This is a genomic window from Serratia entomophila (genome assembly GCF_021462285.1).
Lineage (GTDB): Bacteria > Pseudomonadota > Gammaproteobacteria > Enterobacterales > Enterobacteriaceae > Serratia > Serratia entomophila.
In genome coordinates this window covers 535,165-552,417 of sequence record NZ_CP082787.1, presented here as the reverse complement: position 1 = coordinate 552,417, position 17,253 = coordinate 535,165, and the positions used below count along the sequence as shown (strand labels likewise).

Annotated in this window: 14 protein-coding genes; 6 read left to right on the top strand and 8 right to left on the bottom strand. The window is 63.0% G+C overall.

Going from position 1 to position 17,253, the window contains the following annotated elements; genetic code table 11:
• Positions 1-10: 10 nt before the first annotated feature.
• Entirely contained in the window at positions 11-817 is an 807-nt protein-coding gene (locus tag KHA73_RS02590; RefSeq protein WP_234588333.1) for an alpha/beta hydrolase, read from the top strand.
• A 42-nt stretch (positions 818-859) separates the two neighbouring features.
• On the opposite strand, the gene KHA73_RS02585 is transcribed toward KHA73_RS02590, so the two are convergent.
• From KHA73_RS02585 to KHA73_RS02570, 4 genes are all read right to left on the bottom strand, one after another.
• On the bottom strand, positions 860-2,353 hold the full coding sequence (locus KHA73_RS02585) for an aldehyde dehydrogenase family protein (protein WP_234588331.1): 1,494 nt from the start codon (positions 2,351-2,353) through the stop codon (positions 860-862).
• 30 nt (positions 2,354-2,383) lie between these two features.
• Positions 2,384-2,749, bottom strand: coding sequence for a cupin domain-containing protein (locus KHA73_RS02580; protein ID WP_234588329.1), 366 nt, complete (start codon positions 2,747-2,749; stop codon positions 2,384-2,386).
• 18 nt (positions 2,750-2,767) lie between these two features.
• Positions 2,768-4,069 (bottom strand): NAD(P)/FAD-dependent oxidoreductase, encoded by a 1,302-nt coding sequence (locus tag KHA73_RS02575; protein ID WP_234588319.1) that lies wholly within the window; start codon positions 4,067-4,069, stop codon positions 2,768-2,770.
• A gap of 100 nt (positions 4,070-4,169) precedes the next feature.
• On the bottom strand, positions 4,170-4,928 hold the full coding sequence (locus KHA73_RS02570; RefSeq protein ID WP_234588317.1) for a helix-turn-helix transcriptional regulator: 759 nt from the start codon (positions 4,926-4,928) through the stop codon (positions 4,170-4,172).
• A 268-nt stretch (positions 4,929-5,196) separates the two neighbouring features.
• Between KHA73_RS02570 and KHA73_RS02565 the strand changes: the two genes are divergently transcribed.
• Complete coding sequence (locus KHA73_RS02565; RefSeq protein ID WP_234588315.1) at positions 5,197-6,324, top strand: iron-containing alcohol dehydrogenase; 1,128 nt, start codon at positions 5,197-5,199, stop codon at positions 6,322-6,324.
• Between the two features lie 134 nt (positions 6,325-6,458).
• Here KHA73_RS02565 and KHA73_RS02560 read toward each other — a convergent pair whose 3' ends face one another.
• A complete protein-coding gene (locus KHA73_RS02560) occupies positions 6,459-7,388 on the bottom strand; it encodes a LysR family transcriptional regulator (RefSeq protein WP_234588314.1) in 930 nt (309 codons plus the stop codon).
• Positions 7,389-7,523: 135 nt separating this feature from the next.
• On the opposite strand from KHA73_RS02560, the gene KHA73_RS02555 reads away from it, so the two are divergent.
• The 4 genes from KHA73_RS02555 (at position 7,524) to KHA73_RS02540 (ending at position 12,996) form a co-directional block, all read left to right on the top strand.
• Positions 7,524-8,864: an aspartate aminotransferase family protein gene (locus KHA73_RS02555; RefSeq protein WP_234588313.1), complete on the top strand. Its 1,341-nt coding sequence runs from the start codon at positions 7,524-7,526 to the stop codon at positions 8,862-8,864.
• Between the two features lie 12 nt (positions 8,865-8,876).
• A complete protein-coding gene (locus KHA73_RS02550) occupies positions 8,877-10,379 on the top strand; it encodes a CoA-acylating methylmalonate-semialdehyde dehydrogenase (protein ID WP_234588311.1) in 1,503 nt (500 codons plus the stop codon).
• A 128-nt stretch (positions 10,380-10,507) separates the two neighbouring features.
• Positions 10,508-11,884, top strand: a complete 1,377-nt coding sequence (locus tag KHA73_RS02545) for an APC family permease (protein ID WP_234588309.1) — start codon at positions 10,508-10,510, stop codon at positions 11,882-11,884.
• 2 nt (positions 11,885-11,886) lie between these two features.
• Positions 11,887-12,996, top strand: coding sequence for a DmpA family aminopeptidase (locus tag KHA73_RS02540; RefSeq protein ID WP_234588308.1), 1,110 nt, complete (start codon positions 11,887-11,889; stop codon positions 12,994-12,996).
• Between the two features lie 37 nt (positions 12,997-13,033).
• Here KHA73_RS02540 and KHA73_RS02535 read toward each other — a convergent pair whose 3' ends face one another.
• The 3 genes from KHA73_RS02535 to KHA73_RS02525 form a co-directional block, all read right to left on the bottom strand.
• Positions 13,034-14,284, bottom strand: coding sequence for a phospholipase D-like domain-containing protein (locus KHA73_RS02535; protein WP_234588307.1), 1,251 nt, complete (start codon positions 14,282-14,284; stop codon positions 13,034-13,036).
• Positions 14,277-14,927 (bottom strand): MotA/TolQ/ExbB proton channel family protein, encoded by a 651-nt coding sequence (locus KHA73_RS02530; RefSeq protein WP_234588305.1) that lies wholly within the window; start codon positions 14,925-14,927, stop codon positions 14,277-14,279. Before KHA73_RS02530 ends, KHA73_RS02535 begins: the two co-directional genes overlap by 8 nt.
• A gap of 61 nt (positions 14,928-14,988) precedes the next feature.
• Positions 14,989-17,232 carry a TonB-dependent receptor family protein gene (locus KHA73_RS02525; protein ID WP_234588294.1) on the bottom strand — a complete coding sequence of 748 codons (2,244 nt, stop codon included), beginning with the start codon at positions 17,230-17,232 and terminating at the stop codon, positions 14,989-14,991.
• Between the last annotated feature and the right edge of the window lie 21 nt (positions 17,233-17,253).

Sequence of the window (17,253 nt, the reverse complement as noted above, 5' to 3'; positions counted from 1 at the left end):
GAAAAATAATATGTACGAACAGAAAGTCAGCTTTATCAAAGGCGGCCATGGCGATATTGCGCTGCACGACTGGGGCAATGACCGCCCTGGCTATCTGGCGCTGCTGGTGCACGGCTACGGCGAGCATCTCGGTCGTTATCAGTATGTGGCGCGCACGCTGCAGGCGCAGGGCGCGCGGGTGTTCGGCCCCGACCATCTCGGCCACGGGCTGTCGCAGGGCGAACGCGTATTGATTGAAGACTACGACGCGGTGGTCGACGACGTGGAGCGCATAGTGAGCCATGTTCGGCAAGAACATCCCGATCTGCCGCTGGTGGTGATTGGCCACTCGATGGGCGGCATGATCGCCACCCGCTACGTGCAGCGCTACGGCGACGGCGTGCGCGCACTGGTGCTCTCCGGCCCGCTGATCGGCAGAAAAACACAGATCTCCGATCTGCTTGCGCTGGCGGAGATCCCCGATACGCCGCTGGATATCGCCACCCTGTCGCGCGATCCGGCGGTCGGCGCCGCCTATCAGGCCGATCCGCTGGTGTGGCACGGGCCGTTCAAACGCCCCACATTGCGCGCCATGCAGCAGATGCTGGCCAACATCAACGCCGGCCCGGGCTTCGGCGCCCTGCCCACCCTGTGGATCCACGGCGACGACGATCGCCTGGTGCTGCCGGCCGAAACGCAAACCGCCATCGATATTCTGAAAGGCAGCGATTTGGAACGCATGATCAACCCCGGCGGGCGTCATGAAAGCTTTAACGAGATCAACAGGGATCAGATCCTGAAGCGGATCACCGATTTTATCGCGCGGGCGCTGGGATAACGCAAAACGCCTCTCCCCCGGGCGGGAGAGAGGCCAGGGCCGTCAGTAACGCACCATCACCGATTTCAGCTCGGTGTAATGCTCGATAAAGGCGCTGCCGAACTCACGGCCGATGCCGGACGACTTCACCCCGCCGAACGGCAACGCCGGATCGAGGAAGGTATGCATGTTGACCCACACCGTCCCGGCCTGGATGCGCGGGATCATGCGCATCGCCTTGCTGAGGTCGTTGGTCCACAGGCTGGCCGCCAGCCCGTAGGGCGAATCGTTCATCATGGCGATCATCTGCTCTTCGTCTTCGTAGGCCAGGAAGGTGCCCACCGGGCCGAAGGTCTCCTCGCGCATCAGCACGTCGTTCGGTCCGTTGGCGCGGATGGCGGTCGGCGCCACGAAGAACCCCGGGCCGGCCAGCGCATGGCCGCCGCAGACAATCTGGCTGCCGTCGGCGCGCGCGCGATCGAACAGGCTCAGCACCTTGCGGTAGTGCGCCTCGTTGGCCAGCGGGCCGACCTCGGTGCTTTCATCCAGCGAAGAGCCGACCTTCATTGCCCCCAGCCGCTGGGCCAGCAATTCCAGCACCGCATCGATATGGCTTTTCGGCAGGTAAAAACGCTCGGCCGCGGCGCAAATCTGCCCCTGATTGAGGTAACCGGCCTCGATGATGCCGTCGACCATTTTCTCCACCGAGACGTCCGCCAGGAAGGCCGCGCCGTTCTTGCCGCCCAGCTCCAGCGTGGCGCGGATGATGCCCTGCTCCATCGCCGCCTTGCCGACCGCAATGCCGGTCGGCACCGAGCCGGTAAAGGTGACCTTGGCGCAGTGCGGATGCGCGATCAGCGCCGGACCAAGGCGCGCGCCGGAGCCGTTCACCACGTTGATGGCGCCGTCGGGAATGCCCGCCTCCTTCGCCAGCTCGGCCACCCGCAGCATGGTCAGCGGCGTGTATTCGCTCGGCTTCAGCACCACCGTGCAGCCGCAGGTCAGCGCCGCCGCCAGCTTCCAGATGGCGATCATGATCGAGAAGTTCCACGGGATGATGCCTACCACCACCCCCAGCGGTTCGCGCCGGGTGAAAGCGGTGTACTGTTCGCCGTTGAACGACGGCAGAGAAACGTTGAGGGTTTCGCCGCTGATCTTGCTCGACCAGCCGGCGAAATAACGCAGAAACTGCGCGGCCATGTCGATCTCCAGGCCGCGCGCCAGCTGAATGGTTTTGCCGGAGCACAGGCTTTCCAACTGCGCCAGCTCTTCACGGTTGGCCTGCAGCAGATCCGCCAGCCGCGTCAGGCAGTTGCCGCGCTCCATCGGCGACACCCGGGCCCAGGCGCCCTCAAAGGCCGCCCGCGCCGCCTGCATCGCCGCGTCTACCTCGGCCTGCCCGCCCTCGTTGACCTGCGCGATGGCCTGCCCGGTGCCCGGATTGATCACCGCAAAGCTTTCTGCGCCCTGGCCGGGCTGCGCCTGGCCCTGAATATAGTGGCCGTGACGGCGGCCGAGAAATGCCGTCACCTGCGGCAACAGCGTAATATCGCCCATTTGCGTGCCCTCGTATCAAGCGGTGAAAGATCACCCCGCCACAATGGCGAGGTAGTGTTTTACAAAACGATCCGACGTGATCTCCCAGCGCACCGGGGTGCCTTTCTCCACAAACCAGGAGTCGCCGGCCCGATACTGCACCGATTTGCCGGTGCGTTCGTCGGTCAGCGTCGCGCTGCCTTCCCACACGGTGGCGTGCTCGGCGAACGGATACTCCATCACGAAGGTGCCGCGGGTGCAGCTGAAAATACCGCAGTTCAGGTTGTCGGTCGGTTCGCCAAAGATGCTGGCCACGCCGACGTTCGGCGTACCGGCGATCACCGTGGCGCCCAGGTTGCTGACGCTGCCGATTTCCAGCAGTTCCGGCAGCGGTTGCTTGAGCAGTAAGGGTTGCATGTTTCTCTCCTCTGAGGGTTAACGGCGGCCTTTCCAATAGCCGGATGTCTGGTGCCAAACTTTGCCGGCGGTGGTCATCACCCGGCGCAGCTTGTCCTTGCCGAAGATATTGACGTGCGGGATCGAACTCATCAGATCGTAACGATCGGAGCCTTCGCTCATGCCCTCCGCCAGCACCTTGCAGACGATATGGCTCGGCGTCACGCCGAAGCCGGAATACCCCTGCACGTAGAACACGTTGTCGTGGTCCGGCAGCGTACCGATCTGCGGGAACAAGTTGGCGCTGCAGCACAGCGGGCCGCCCCAGGCCAGATCGATCTTCACGTCCTGCAAATAGGGGAACACCTTCAGCATCAGGTTGCGGTTCCAGGCCTTGAGATCCGACGGGAAATACTCGATCAAACGAGTGGCGCTGCCGAACAGCAGCCGGTTTTCATTGGTCACCCGGTAGTAATCGATCACCGGCCGGATATCGCTGTAGGCGCCGCGGATCGGGCTGATCCGGCGGATCAATTCGTCCGGCAGCGGCTCGGTCGCCAGCTGGAAAGCATAGGTGTTGATGGTTTTGCCGTAAATATAAGGGTCCATGCCGTTGAGGAAACCGTTGCACGCCCACAGCATCTTGTTGGCGCGCACCGAGCCTATCGCGGTGCGCACGGTGATGCGCGAACCGTATTCCACGTTCAGCACGCTGCTGTTTTCGAAGATTTTCACGCCGTAGCCGCTCAGCGCCTGGGCCTCACCCAACAACAGATTGAGCGAATGCACGTGCCCGCCGCCCATGTGCTTCAGCGCGCAGGTATAGGCGTCGGAGCCCACCACCTGTTTTACCTCTGCGCCGGTGTAGAGCTCGATCTCTTCGTCGGGCGATACCGCCTTGAACTCCTTCAGCCAGCCGCGCAGGGTTTTCTCCTGGCGCGCATTGCTGCCGAGGTAGCCGTAGCCGAAGCAAAAGTCGGCGTCGATGCGGTACTTCTTGATGCGCTCGCGGATAATGCCGGCGCCAAGGTTGCTGATTTTAAAGATGGTTTCCAGCCCGGACGGGCCGACATGGCGCTTGATCTTCTCGAGATCGTGGCCGATGCCGGCCATCACCTGCCCGCCGTTGCGGCCGGTGCCGCCGTAGCCCAGATGGCGGCCCTCCAGGATGGCGATGTTGGTAATGCCCTTCTCCGCCAGCTCCAGCGCGGTGTTGATGCCGGAAAAGCCGCCGCCGATGATCACCACGTCAACGTCCAGATCCTCTTCCAGCGTCGGGAAGCGCAGATCGTATTTTTTGGTCGCCGCGTAGTAGGTTAAAGATTCGATTTCGTTATTCACTGCACACTCCCGTTACCCTCAGCCATAACATCGGATTATCAGGAGCGCCCAGCGCCGCCGCCATGTCCCCTTGGGGACATTTGATACCAAAACTTAACATTCAGGCGCTGCGCCGCTGCGGGGTGGACAGCAGCAGGCTGAACAGCTCGGCCTGCGAAGCGATATTCAGCTTGCTGTAGATGTGTTTGCGGTGATTTTTCACCGTGCCCAGGCTGATGAACAGCCGCTCGGCAATCTGCTGCGAACCGTGGCCGGCGAGGATCAGATCGACGATTTCGCGCTCGCGCGGCGTCAGCAAATAGCGCGCCTGCGCACCGCCCTCATCCTGGCTCTCTGCCCGCGCCGGCGCGGCCACCACTTCGCCGTGCAAACGCGCCACGCTTTTCACCAGCGTCAGCGCGCCGCGCAGAGCCGCCAGTTGCGGATAACGCACCCCCACCGCCCGGTGCGCCGAGCCGAAGAACACCCCCAACCCGCGCTGCGGCGTGAGCTGCAGCAGAACGCCGGCTTCATCGCGCCAGCCGGTTTTGCGGTAAAAGTTGTGGTAATAATCGCTGTGGTAAAAGCCGCAGGGCGCCAGCTGGCGCAGCGTGCACACCTCATGCGAACCGCCGCCGTTCAGCGCCTGGTAAAACGGATCCTGCAGGTAAGCGCCCTGCTGGTAGAGTTGGTTGACCGCGTCGCTGTTTTCCCGCTCCGCTTTCATCAGGCAGCGCGGCGCCTGGCCGCGTTCGAAACCGTAGACAATGGCGCTATCGAAGGCGAAGAACCCTTCCAGCCAGGCCAACAGGCTGGGATAGAAGCGCGGGCTGGCCACCGCATCGACAACCGCTGACAACCGCTCTACCTGAATGTCCATACCCGCCCTCGCCATCATTAACAAATTAACAATCAACTGATTTCGGATAGCCTTTGCCTGACTGCGGCCTGTCTCTCTATAAAAAGCATTCGTATGGGGGAAATGCAAGGGCGGGATTGTTTACATGTTAAACAAATCACAACTTGACGCCGCGGGAAGCCCGAAATGATTAATGTGTTAATGATTGTCGCCTGGCGCGAAAAGCGGTGGTTCCTTCACCGGGGCTGGCTTATGCTGTGGTTTTGCCCCCACCCGCCAAGGAGAAACCATGTCCACCAGCCAGATAGTCGCCAATCGTCAAACCTGGTTCGGCCACGGCAGCATCCGGCAGCTGATGCCGCTGCTGCTCGCCGACCCGCAGCCGACGCTGCTGTTCAGCTGCCGCTCGTTCCTCAACGGCGCGGTATATGCGGAGCTGGCGGATGAGCTGACGCCGCTGCTGGCAGGCACGGAGATCGTCAGCCACGAGGCTTCGCCGCAGGAGCTGGACGCCTGGGTAGCGCGCTGGCGCGGCAAAGTGCGGCGCGTGGTGGCCATCGGCGGCGGCAGCGTGCTGGACGCCGCCAAGGCATTCGCCGCGTTGGTGGAGCATCCGCTGCCGACGCTGCGCTACATGGAAAAGGTCGGCGACAGCAACATCAGCGGCGCCACCTTACCGCTGATCGCCATCCCGACCACCGCAGGCACCGGCAGCGAGGTGACGCAGAACGCGGTGATCACCGACACCCAGGTCAGCAAGGTGAAGGCCTCGCTGCGCCACAACAACTTTGTGCCGCACACCGCCATTCTCGATCCGCAGCTGCTGACGGGTGCGCCGGACCAGGTGTTGGCCTACTGCGCCATCGACGCCTTTACCCACCTGTTTGAAGCCTATCTGTCGAAGACCGCCAGCGCCATGACGCGTGAAATGTCGCTGACCGGCATCCGCCACTTCCTCAATGCCTGGCCGGCGCTCAACCGCAGTGAGGCGGCGCGCGAAGCGATCATGCAGGCTTCTTATCTGGGCGGGCTGACGCTGAGCGCCGCCGGGCTGGGGGTGATCCACGGCATCGCCGGCGAGATCGGCGCGCTGCGCGACTATCACCACGGCCAGGTGTGCGGCCGCCTGCTGCTGCCGTTCCTTGAACTGCTGGCAGACAGCCAACAGCCGCAGCAGCGCGCGCTGATGGCCGAGCTGGCCGCGCGCCTGTTCCCGGAGCAGCGCGACAGCCCGGAGCGCTATCTCATTGACTTTATTACCCGTAACGCCATCGCGCCGTTCTGGCAGGACGACCTGCCGATTACCGCCGATGAGCTGGCGATTGCGCTGGAGAAATCCAACAGCAAAAATTCACTGATCGCCTATTCGCCACCGCAGCGGCAGCTGATGATCGAGGGGGCTTTCCGCGTCGAATGATTATATAATCAGATCAAAGCAATAGCGGGAGATCGGACATGGGTATCATCAGCTGGATTTTCACCGGCATCGCAATCGGCATTCTGGTTGGCGTACTGCTCAAGATTTTCGGCAAGAAGAAAGACCAGTAAAGGCTAGGCTGTTCCATGGGCCGCCAGCAGGCACTCGTGGAACAGCTTCACCACCCGCTGCGGGATCGGCGAGCGCCGCAGCACGCTGGAATACTCGCAGTGGTAGCGGAACAGCGCCGGTTTTATTGCCCGCATCATATTCTGCGCGACAAAAAAGGCCGCATAGTGATCCGGTAAAAAGCCGACGTACTTGCCGGAAAGGATTAAGGTAGCAATAGATTCCTGGGCAAACCCCGTCGCCTTACGGTGCAAATGCTGCTGCAGGCTTAATTCCATATTCGGCGAATGATAGCCTAATCCGGCAAAGGCGTAATTGTGCAATAGATCCCAATTTAACGCGTCGTGACTGGCGGAAAATAACTCATGCTGTGCGCCGCAATATAAGAACATCCTCTCATTAAATAACGAACTATAAGCTAAACTTTCCGCACTGCGGTGCATGGGAATAATGCCGATTTGGAATTGGCCGTCAATTACCCCGCGCTCGATGGTATTAATCGGCTCAACGTACATTTGCAAAGAAACCTCCGGCGCGCGCTCGCTGAATAAGGCGATCGCCCGGCCTATTTGCGCCTGCGGGTTGCTGACCGTATGGTCGAATATCGCCACGTGCAGCTGGCCGCCCATGCGCTGGTGCACCTCGTCCACCCCGCGGCGGAACGCCTCGGTGGCCGCCAGCAGGTTGACGGTTTCCTGGTAGATAAGCAGCCCCTCATCGGTAACCGCAAAGCCCTCGCGCCCGCGCTGGCACAGCGTCAGCCCCAGCCGTTGCTCCAGGTCCTTGATGTGCTTGCTGATGGTCGACAGGCTGATATTCAGCTCCAGCTCGGCGGCGCTCATGCCGCCGCAGTCGACCACCGCTTTGAATACCCGCAGCAAACGCAGATCCATATCCGACAATTGCCCCAGCAGCGCGCGCTTTTTTACTTGCATAAAACCTTAAGTAAGTTTCGACATATGATTATTCACATTAGAGAAGAAGCGGAACATAGTCAATTTTGCACAACATTTCATTAACACTTCAGGTTATTGAATATATCGACATTATTTTCCTGTCCGGAGGAAAACATGGCTGCTGAAAATCACCCGATTAATAGACTCGATGCCGAATGGTTAGAGGCGCACTGGATGCCTTTTACCGGTAATAGAAATTTTAAAGCCAACCCGCGCATCATCAGCCGGGCTGAGGGGGTTTATTATACCAGCCAGGACGGCCGCAAGATTTTTGACGGGCTGTCCGGGCTGTGGTGCTGCGGATTGGGGCATGGCCGCCAGGAAATTACCGACGCCGCTCAGCGCCAGCTGGCGCAGCTGGATTATTCGCCGGCGTTTCAATTCGGCCATGCGCTCTCCTTTGAGCTGGCCAACAAGATTAAAACGATGACTCCGGCCGGGCTGGATCACGTGTTTTTCACCGGCTCCGGCTCGGAGGCGGCCGACACCTCGCTGAAAATGGCGCGCGCTTACTGGCGGGCCAAAGGTCAGGCCGGCAAAACCTGCTTTATCGGCCGGGAAAAAGGCTATCACGGGGTTAACTTCGGCGGCATTTCGGTCGGCGGCATCGCCGGCAACCGCAAGGCGTTCGGCGCCGGCGCCGAAGCCGACCATCTGCCGCACACCCTGCTGGCCAGCAATGCCTTTTCGCGCGGCATGCCGCAGCAGGGCGCCGAACTGGCGGAGGAGCTGAACCGCATTATCGCGCTGCGCGACGCCTCGACCATCGCCGCGGTGATCGTCGAACCCTTCTCCGGCTCCGCCGGGGTGATAGTGCCGCCGGTCGGCTACCTGCAGCGCATCCGCGAGATCTGCACCCAGCACAACATCCTGCTGATTTTCGACGAAGTGATCACCGCCTTCGGCCGCTGCGGCGCGCTGACCGGCGCCGAAGCGTTCGGCGTGACGCCGGACATCATGAATATCGCCAAGCAGGTGACCAACGGCGCGCAGCCGATGGGCGCGGTGGTGGTGCGGCCGGATATTTACCAGACCTTTATGGCCACCGACGAACCTGAATATCAGCTCGAATTCCCGCACGGTTACACCTATTCCGCCCATCCGGTCGGCTGCGCCGTCGGGCTGGCGACGCTGGATATCATTCAGCGCGAACATATGGTGGAGCGCGTGCAGGCGCTGGCGCCCTATTTTGAGCGGGCGGTGCATAGCCTGCAGGGCTGTCGGCACATCAGCGACATCCGCAACCTCGGCCTGGCGGCGGGCATTACGCTGGCGGCGCGGCCGGGCGAGCCGGCGCGCCGGCCTTATGAAGCGGCGATGCGCTGCTGGGATAAGGGGTTCTACGTGCGCTACGGCGGCGACACCCTGCAGCTGGCGCCGCCGTTCATCAGCAGCGAAGCGCAGATCGATGCGCTGATCAACGCCCTCGGCGACGCCATTAACGCCACCGAATAAGGAGAAAACGCCATGACCATTGCCCATTGGATCAACGGGGAATCCGCCAACGGCGGCGCCCGCAGCCAGCCGGTGTTCGATCCGGCCACCGGCCAATCGCGGCAGGAAGTGCAGCTGGCGGACCGCGCCACGGTGGAGCGGGCAATCGCCGCCGCCGAACGGGCTTACCCGGCCTGGCGCGACACCCCGCCGCTGAAGCGCGCGCGCATCATGCTGAAGCTCAAGACCTTGCTGGAACAGCATGCCGACGCCATCTGCCGCCTGATCACCGCCGAACACGGCAAGGTGCACAGCGACGCCATGGGCGAACTGCAGCGCGGCATCGAGAACATCGAATACGCCGGCTACGCGCCGGAGCTGCTGAAAGGCGAGCACAGCAAGGACGCGGGACCGGGCATCGACAGCTGGAGCGAGTTCCAGCCGCTGGGGGTGGTGGCGGGCATTACGCCGTTCAACTTCCCGGCGATGGTGCCGCTGTGGATGTGGCCGATGGCGGTAGCCTGCGGCAATACCTTCGTGCTGAAACCCTCCGAACGCGTGCCCTCCTCTACGCTGTATATCGCCCGGTTGGCGTCGGAGGCCGGGCTGCCGCCGGGGGTGCTGAACGTGGTCAACGGCGATCGCGAAGCGGTGGAAACGCTGCTGCATGACGATCGCGTCAAGGCCGTCAGCTTCGTCGGCTCGACGCCGGTGGCGGAGCACGTCTATCACACCGGCTGCGGCCAGAACAAACGGGTGCAGGCGCTGGGCGGCGCCAAGAATCATGCGGTGGTGCTGCCGGACGCCGATATCGCCGGCGCGGTCAGCGCGCTGATGGGCGCGGCCTTCGGCTCCTGCGGCCAGCGCTGCATGGCCATTCCGCTGGTGGTGGCGGTGGGCGACGACACCGCCGCGGCGTTGATCGCCGGGCTGCGCCGACAGATGGCCGCAATGCGCGTCGGGCCGGGCAACGACAGCGGCAACGATATGGGGCCGCTGGTCACCCTGCAGCATTACCAGAAGGTCAAAGGTTATATCGATCAGGGCGTGGCCGAAGGCGCCGAGCTGCTGGTCGATGGGCGGCAACTGCAGGTGCAGGGCGCCGACGGGCGGCCCGGCGCGGGCTATTTCCTCGGCCCGACGCTGTTCGACCGGGTTACGCCCGGCATGCGGATTTATCAGGAGGAGATCTTCGGCCCGGTGCTGGGCGTGGTGCGCGTCAACCGGCTGCAGGAGGCGATGGACCTGATCGACGCCCACGAATACGGCAACGGCACCTGCCTGTTCACCCGCGACGGCGAGGCGGCGCGCCACTTCTCCAGCCGCATTCAGGTCGGCATGGTGGGGATCAACGTCGCGCTGCCGGTGCCGGTGGCCTACCACTCGTTTGGCGGCTGGAAACGCTCGCTGTTTGGCGATCTGCATGCCTATGGCCCAGACGCGGTCAGGTTCTACACCAAACGCAAAACCATTACCCAACGCTGGCCTTCATCCGGCGACGCCCGGCACGCCAGCTTCAGCTTCCCGTCTGGCTAAGGGGAGGCCAACAAGACTATCCCCCATGGATTTCCGGCTGCGGCTTGGGATCCGCGCGCTCCATTTAATTCCTGCACAGTGCCCGACAGCAAAAACAACTCACTAACGCGTTAATGGAGTCATTCACAATGAAAGAGCCCGCAGCAGAACAGACTTTCAAAGGTAATCTCAGCGTCCTCGACGTGGTGATGATTACCGCCTCCGGCGTTACGCCCGCCAGCTCGATCTTCGTCATCGCCCCGCTGGCGATCGCCAGCGCCGGCAGCGGCGCGTTCCTTTCTTTTCTGATAGCCGCCCTGGTCGCCGCCGCCATCGCCCTGTGCTATGCCGAACTCGGTGCCGCACACCCCAGCGCCGGCGGCGAATACAGCATCATCAAGCGGCTGTTCGGCACCCTGTGCGGGCTGCAGACCTATCTGTTTATCCTCAGCGCATCGCTGTTCGTACCGGCGGTACTGGCCACCGGCGCTGTGCCCTACCTGAACACCGCGCTGGGCAGCGATTTTGACGCCTCCACCGCCGGTATGCTCACCGTGCTGGTCGGCGGGGCCTGCGCCATTTTCAACATCAAGGCCAACGCCCTGCTGACCGGCGCGTTCCTGGTGGTGGAAGTGGCGGTGCTGGCGCTGATCGCCTGGCTGGGCTTCAGCAACCCGCACCAGAGCAGCGCAATCCTCACCGCGCCGGTGATGCTGGATCAGCAAGGGGTATTGTCGCCGGTTTCTCTGCCCCTGATCGTCGCGATGGTCGGCGTGGCGCTGTTCTCCTACAACGGCTACGGCGCGGCGGTGTATATGGCGGAAGACATGCGCGAACAGGGCAAGCCGATGGCGCTGGCCATTATGCTGACGCTGTTCATCGTGGTGCTGGTCGAGCTGGTGCCCTTCACCGCGCTGCTGATCGGCTCGCCGTCGCTGAGCGAAATGGCCAGGCAAGCCGATCCGGTCGGCTACGTGGTCACCCAGCTCGGCGGGCCGACGCTGGCGCGGGTGGTCAGCGGGGCGATTTACCTGTCGGTGTTCAACGCCATCATCGCCATCGTGGCGCAGTTCAGCCGCATGATGTTCTCCAGCGGCCGCGACGGTTTCTGGCTGCCGGCGGTCAACCGGGCGCTGAAAATCATCCACCCGCGCTTCGGCACCCCCTGGGTCGCCACCCTGCTGTTCGGCGTGCCTTCGGCGCTGCTGGCGTTTTGCTCCAACCTCGGCGATCTGACCTCCTTTACCGTGATCCTGTTGCTGCTGGTGTACATCATCATGGCGATCGCCGCGCTGATCAGCCGCCGCCGCCGGCGCTTCCACCACCCGTACCTGATGCCGCTGTGGCCGCTGCCGGTGGCGATAGCGCTGCTCGCCTGCCTGTACGTGCTGTGGACGATTTTGATCGCCAGCAGCCCGAAAGACTTTATTATCATTGCCGGCATCGTCTGCTTTGGCCTGACGCTGAGCTATATGCGCGGCCGCCAGCCGGCCCCCTTAGCTGAACCTACACCAGAAGGAGAATGACCATGACGCAACGCGCGCAGGATCTGGGCATCACCATCGGCCAGGGCACGCCCGGCCCGCTTAACGCCATCACCGACGTGCCCGGCGTGCGCGTCGGCCACGCCAGCATCCATGCCGATCTGGCGGACGGCCGCAGCGTGCGCACCGGCGTGACGGTGATTGAACCGCGCGCCGGGCTGGCGCGCCGGTCGCCCTGCTTTGCCGGCGTGCACGTGCTGAACGGCAACGGCGACGCCACCGGCCTGGAATGGGTGCGCGAAGCCGGCCTGCTGACCAGCCCGATCGCCTTCACCAACACCCACAGCGTGGGGGTGGTGCGCGACAGCCTGATCGCACTGGAGCGCGAAGCGCTGCCGGCAGACGATCGGGGGCTGTACTGGAATATGCCGGTGGTGATGGAAACCTTCGACGGCTTGCTTAACGACATCAACGGCTTCCACGTCAAACCCGAGCACGTGCGCCAGGCGTTGGCGGCGGCCGGCGACGGCCTGCCGCAGGAAGGGGCGGTGGGCGGCGGCAGCGGTATGATCTGCCATGAATTCAAAGGCGGCAGCGGCACCGCGTCGCGGCGTCTGCCCGCCGAGCAGGGCGGCTGGACGGTCGGCGCCATCGTGCAAGCCAACCACGGCAAGCGTGATGCGTTGCTGGTGGGCGGCTACCCGGTGGGGCGGCATCTGAAGCACCTTCATTCACCGTTCCAGCCGCAGCTGCCGCACCCGGGCATGGGGTCGATCGTGGTGGCGCTGGCGACCGACGCGCCGCTGCTGCCGCACCAGTGCGCGCGGCTGGCGCAGCGCGCCGGCATCGGCATCGCCCGCACCGGCGGCGGCACCGAGGACTCGAGCGGCGACATCTTCATCGCCTTCGCCACCGGCAACGACGGCCTGCCGCCCGCCGATTACGCCAACAAGGGGGCGTTCACCACCCCGCTGCGCATGCTGAACAACGACTATATTTCGGCGCTGTTCGCCGCGGCGGCGGAGGCGGTGGAAGAGGCTATCGTGAATGCGCTGCTGGCGGCCAATACCGTCAGCGGCAACGGCCATCGAGCGGAAGGATTGAGCGCCGAACAGCTGCTGACGGCGCTGGAAAAGGCCGGCTGGCAGCGGTGAAAAACCACGGGCGCGGCGGTAAACCGCGCCCTGATAATCAGGACTCGCCGCCCGGCTTCGGCGCCGGATAGTCATAGTCCAGCCTCAGCGGTTCGGCGTAGACGCTGCCCCACAGCTGGCTGTACAGCGTATCCAGCCGCTGGCTCATCGCCGCGCTGTGCAGCACCAGCTCCAAATTGCGCGAGTTGTCCAGATAGCCGCCGGTCCAGTTGCTGGTGCCGATCCAGGCGATTTCGCCGTCGATGGTCATCAGCTTGCTGTGGATCACCCGGGCGAACGGAATAAAACCGCCGCTGGCCGGCGGAATGGTCACCACCTTGATCTGTACGTTAGGCACCAGCGCCAGGCTCTTCAGCCAGGCGATATCCGGCTTTTTGGTGTTCCAGTTGGCCACCATCAGCTCGATGTGCACGCCTCGCGCCGCCGCCGCGCGCAGCGCATTGTCGATGGTCGCATAATAAGGCCGGCTGTGCTGTGCGCCATAGGATAACGGCGCATAGTCCATCACCTGCACCCGCACCCGCTGTTTGGCGTTAGCCAACAGGCGCGGCAGCTCCACCTGCGAATCGATCACCCCGGCCGGGTTATAGTCGCGCGGGCTGGCGGCCAGGTAGTTGCCCTGCGGCGTTTCCGCGGCGGGCCGGTACGGCAGCGCCGGCACCGGCTTATCCTGAGCCAGCAGCGCCTGGGCCTGCCAGTCCTGTTCGAAGATCGTCTGGATCTGCCCCACCACCCTGGCGTCGCTGATGCGCAGCCCGGTTTCGTGAATGTGCGCCAATGCGCGCCAGTCGAAATTCTGGCTGCCGACAAACGCCTGTTCGCCGTCCACCAGCAGATACTTGGCGTGCAGTATGCCGCCGCTCAGCCGCGCGTAAGGAATGATGCGCAGCTCCAGATTGGGGATCGCCTTCAGCTGTTCCAGCGTTTCCGGCGTGGAGAGGCGCACGCCCTTCTCTTCCATCAGGAAGCGGATTTTCACCCCGCGCTCACCGGCCGCTTTCAGATGCTGCAACACGCCGTCCAGCAGCGAACCGCTCTGGTTCGCCACGTAAAACTGCCCCAGATCGATGCGGGTCTTCGCCGCATCGAACATCTGCCGCCACACCTCGGCGGTGTTGCGCAGGTCATCGGCCTGCAACGCGGTTTCCGCCGGTGCGGTATAGACCAGCTCATAGCCGGGGATCTCAAAGCGCGCCGCGGCGCTCTGGCTCAATATCAACAAACAGCTGCCCCACAATGCCCGATAAAGGCGGCCCAGCGGCCGCCGTGATGGATGGCCATTAGGCATAGCGCGGCGCCCCGCTGTCAACCCATTGCTCGCGGCCGTCGTTTTCCGGGCGGCTGGCCGGCGCGCCGGCGCGGATCAGCAGCACCTTCAGCAGTTCGTTGATGCGTTCCATGCGGCTCTGCAGGAAGTTGTTGCCCACCAGGCACAGCAGCGCGATGGCGATGCCCAGCCCGGTGGCGTACAGCGCGGTACCCATGCCGGCCGACACCAGGCTCGGCTCGGAGACGCCGGACGCGGCCAGCGCCTTGAAGGTTTCGATGATGCCCATCACCGTGCCCAGCAGCCCCAGCAGCGGCGCGGCGGTGACCACGGTTTCCAGCAGCCACAGGCCGCGCGCCATCAGCGGCTTGCTCAGCAGGTACTGGGCGTCGATCAGATCGCCGATCGCTTCGCGGTCGCCGGCGCGGTGTTTCTGCTCCAGCACCGGCACGATCACCGCCAGCGGCAGGCTGTTGCGCTGGGTCACCTCATCCGGCAGATCGGCGGCGCGGCGCACCTCCGGCGTCAGCGCCTGTTCCAGGCGGCGCGCCTGGCGCTGGGTGTAGGCGAAGTACAGCGTGCGTTCGATAATGATCACCAGCGCAATCGCCAGCGCGGCGTACATCACGTAGAAAATAATGTCGTGCAGCAGATTAGCGTTCATTCAATGGCCCTCTTGCCCGTCGTCTTGCAGGCCGCAGCCTGAAAGACGACGGGGTATTCAGTTAAAAGGTGGCTTCCAGCGAGACGCTGAAGGTACGTTCTTCCCCGACGTTGTAATACGGCGTGCTGGCCTTCACGCCGCCGTATGGCACCGCGTTGAAGGTGGTGGTGCGCACCGAGGTCAGGTATTCCTTGTCAAACAGGTTGCTGATGCCGAAACGCAGCGCCGCGCTTTTGACGATCTTTTTGTCTACCGGCAGATGCACCCCCGCCGCCAGATCGAACACCGTACGGCCGCCGATCTTCTCGTCGTTGGTCAGATCGCCGTAGAACGCACTGACGTATTTGCCGCTGACGCTGCCGTAGTACAGGCCGTCGTCATAGCCCAGCGTCATGTTCAGCAGATTTTTCGGCACGTTCGGCACTTCCTTGCCGGAGGTCGGCAGCGGCAGGCCGCCGTTGCTGACGATATCGCTCTTCTGCTTCGACTGGGTGTAGGTATAAGAGGTGTAGTAATTGAAGTTGTGCGGCAGCTGGCCGCTCCACTCCAGCTCCAGGCCTTTGTTCTCCACGTTGCCGATGTTCATCATCTCGAAATCGCCGGACGAGTTGGTGGTGGAGATCTGCCGATCGCTGTAACGCATGTAGAACAGCGTGGCGCTCAGCAGCATGTCTTCCTGCTGGAAGCGCCAGCCCAGCTCGTGGTTCCAGCTCAGCTCCGGCTTGGTGCTGATCGAATCGCCGACGTTATACAGCACGTAGTTTGGCGGGGTGCGCATGTTGCGCGTCAGGTTGTAGAACAGCTGATTTTGCTGGTTCAGCTTGTAGCTGGCGCTGAAGTTCGGCAGGAATTCGTGATATTTGGCGTCGCGTTTTTCCGGCCGGTTGGTCAGGCTGCCGCGGTTATCCCCTTTACGCTCGACGTACTGATAGGCCAGCCCGCCGACGAAGGTCCAGTCCGGCGTGGCGTACCAGGTGTCCTGCAGCCACACCTTCTGCGCCGGGGTGATGGTGTACTGGTTGCGCCCTTGAACGGTGTTGCCGTTGGCGTCTTTCACCTGATCGGAACCGCCCGGCTTGCCGGAGATCTGCGCCGGGTTGCCGTCGTCCTTGATGCTGATGAACGGCTGGGTCTGCAGCTGGCGCGCGCGCTCATACCAGTAGCCGATATCCAGGCTGTGCTGGTCGTTGATGTCCCACTTCAGCTTGGTGGTGATGCCCGGGCGCCAGGTCTGGGTCCACGACGGGCGGTAATAGGTGTTGGATTTCAGGTTGCTGAGATCGTACTGCCCGGCCTTGCTGGAGGTGCTGGACAGCACCGAAGCGGTCTGGCCGGTGAAGCTGCCGCCGTTGCCCCAGTAGTAATAAGGCTGCAGGGTCAGCGACAGGTTGTCGCGCAGCTGCAGCTTCTGGCTGAACGACAGGGTGAAGGTCTCGAACGGGTTGCGCTCGATTTTGTAGTATTTGTTCAACTGCCCCTTGCTGTTGTATTCCGGCGTGGTGGCGTAGTCGGTGTCGCGGCCGTCGTTTTGAAACTGCGCCTTGCTCAGGGTGTTGTAGTTGGTGTTGTCCTGGCGGTTGTACTTCATGATCAGATTGCTGCTGTTGCCGTTGCCGTCTTCGTACAGCGAGTTCATCTCGAACTTGTCGGAGTACAGGCGGCCCTCGCCGCGCCACTTTTTGGCCTCGGTGTGCGAATAAGAGAGCCAGTTGCTGAAGCCGTTGTATTCGCCGGTATCCAGACGGGCGAAGGTTTTGCTCAGGTTGTTGCTGCCCAGCGTCTGCTTGAGGAAGCCGCCGAAGTCTTTCGCCGGCCGGCGCGTCACCAGCCCGATGTTGCCGCCGCTGGAGCCGATGTGCGGGCCGTCCGCCTCGGAGGAGCCCTGGGTGACGAACACCTCCTCCAGGTTTTCCGAGTCGCCCAGCAGGTTCGGATACACCGCGTAGTTGCCGGAGTCGTTGATCGGGATGCCGTCCATCGACAGGCCGATCTGATCCGAGTTCATGCCGCGCATGGTGTAGTCGACGCCGCTCAGGCCGCTGGCGTCGTTGCTGTTGACGTTCAGGCCCGGCGTGTACTTCAGCTTGTCGATGGCGTTGGCCGCCGCCGGCATCTTGTCCATCGCCTCTTTGGTAACGGTGGATCGCGCCTTGGCGCTGTCGTCCTGCACCATCATGCCGCCGCCGAGCGACTGCCCCTTGACGCTGATGGTGCCGACGTCGGTGCCTTCCGCCGCCAGCGCCGCGCCCGGTAATATGGCCGACATCACCGCCAGATAAATCCCAGATCGATTAAAAGATTTCATTGTGTGCATCCCATAAAAATC

What these genes read in the sequence shown, in the direction of transcription:
- KHA73_RS02535 (WP_234588307.1), bottom strand. Translation starts at nt 14,284, where the DNA reads ATGCCTAATGGCCATCCATCACGGCGGCCGCTGGGCCGCCTTTATCGG.
- KHA73_RS02555 (WP_234588313.1), top strand. Translation starts at nt 7,524, where the DNA reads ATGGCTGCTGAAAATCACCCGATTAATAGACTCGATGCCGAATGGTTA.
- KHA73_RS02585 (WP_234588331.1), bottom strand. Translation starts at nt 2,353, where the DNA reads ATGGGCGATATTACGCTGTTGCCGCAGGTGACGGCATTTCTCGGCCGC.
- KHA73_RS02525 (WP_234588294.1), bottom strand. Translation starts at nt 17,232, where the DNA reads ATGAAATCTTTTAATCGATCTGGGATTTATCTGGCGGTGATGTCGGCC.
- KHA73_RS02565 (WP_234588315.1), top strand. Translation starts at nt 5,197, where the DNA reads ATGTCCACCAGCCAGATAGTCGCCAATCGTCAAACCTGGTTCGGCCAC.
- KHA73_RS02540 (WP_234588308.1), top strand. Translation starts at nt 11,887, where the DNA reads ATGACGCAACGCGCGCAGGATCTGGGCATCACCATCGGCCAGGGCACG.
- KHA73_RS02560 (WP_234588314.1), bottom strand. Translation starts at nt 7,388, where the DNA reads ATGCAAGTAAAAAAGCGCGCGCTGCTGGGGCAATTGTCGGATATGGAT.
- KHA73_RS02545 (WP_234588309.1), top strand. Translation starts at nt 10,508, where the DNA reads ATGAAAGAGCCCGCAGCAGAACAGACTTTCAAAGGTAATCTCAGCGTC.
- KHA73_RS02590 (WP_234588333.1), top strand. Translation starts at nt 11, where the DNA reads ATGTACGAACAGAAAGTCAGCTTTATCAAAGGCGGCCATGGCGATATT.
- KHA73_RS02550 (WP_234588311.1), top strand. Translation starts at nt 8,877, where the DNA reads ATGACCATTGCCCATTGGATCAACGGGGAATCCGCCAACGGCGGCGCC.
- KHA73_RS02570 (WP_234588317.1), bottom strand. Translation starts at nt 4,928, where the DNA reads ATGGACATTCAGGTAGAGCGGTTGTCAGCGGTTGTCGATGCGGTGGCC.
- KHA73_RS02580 (WP_234588329.1), bottom strand. Translation starts at nt 2,749, where the DNA reads ATGCAACCCTTACTGCTCAAGCAACCGCTGCCGGAACTGCTGGAAATC.
- KHA73_RS02530 (WP_234588305.1), bottom strand. Translation starts at nt 14,927, where the DNA reads ATGAACGCTAATCTGCTGCACGACATTATTTTCTACGTGATGTACGCC.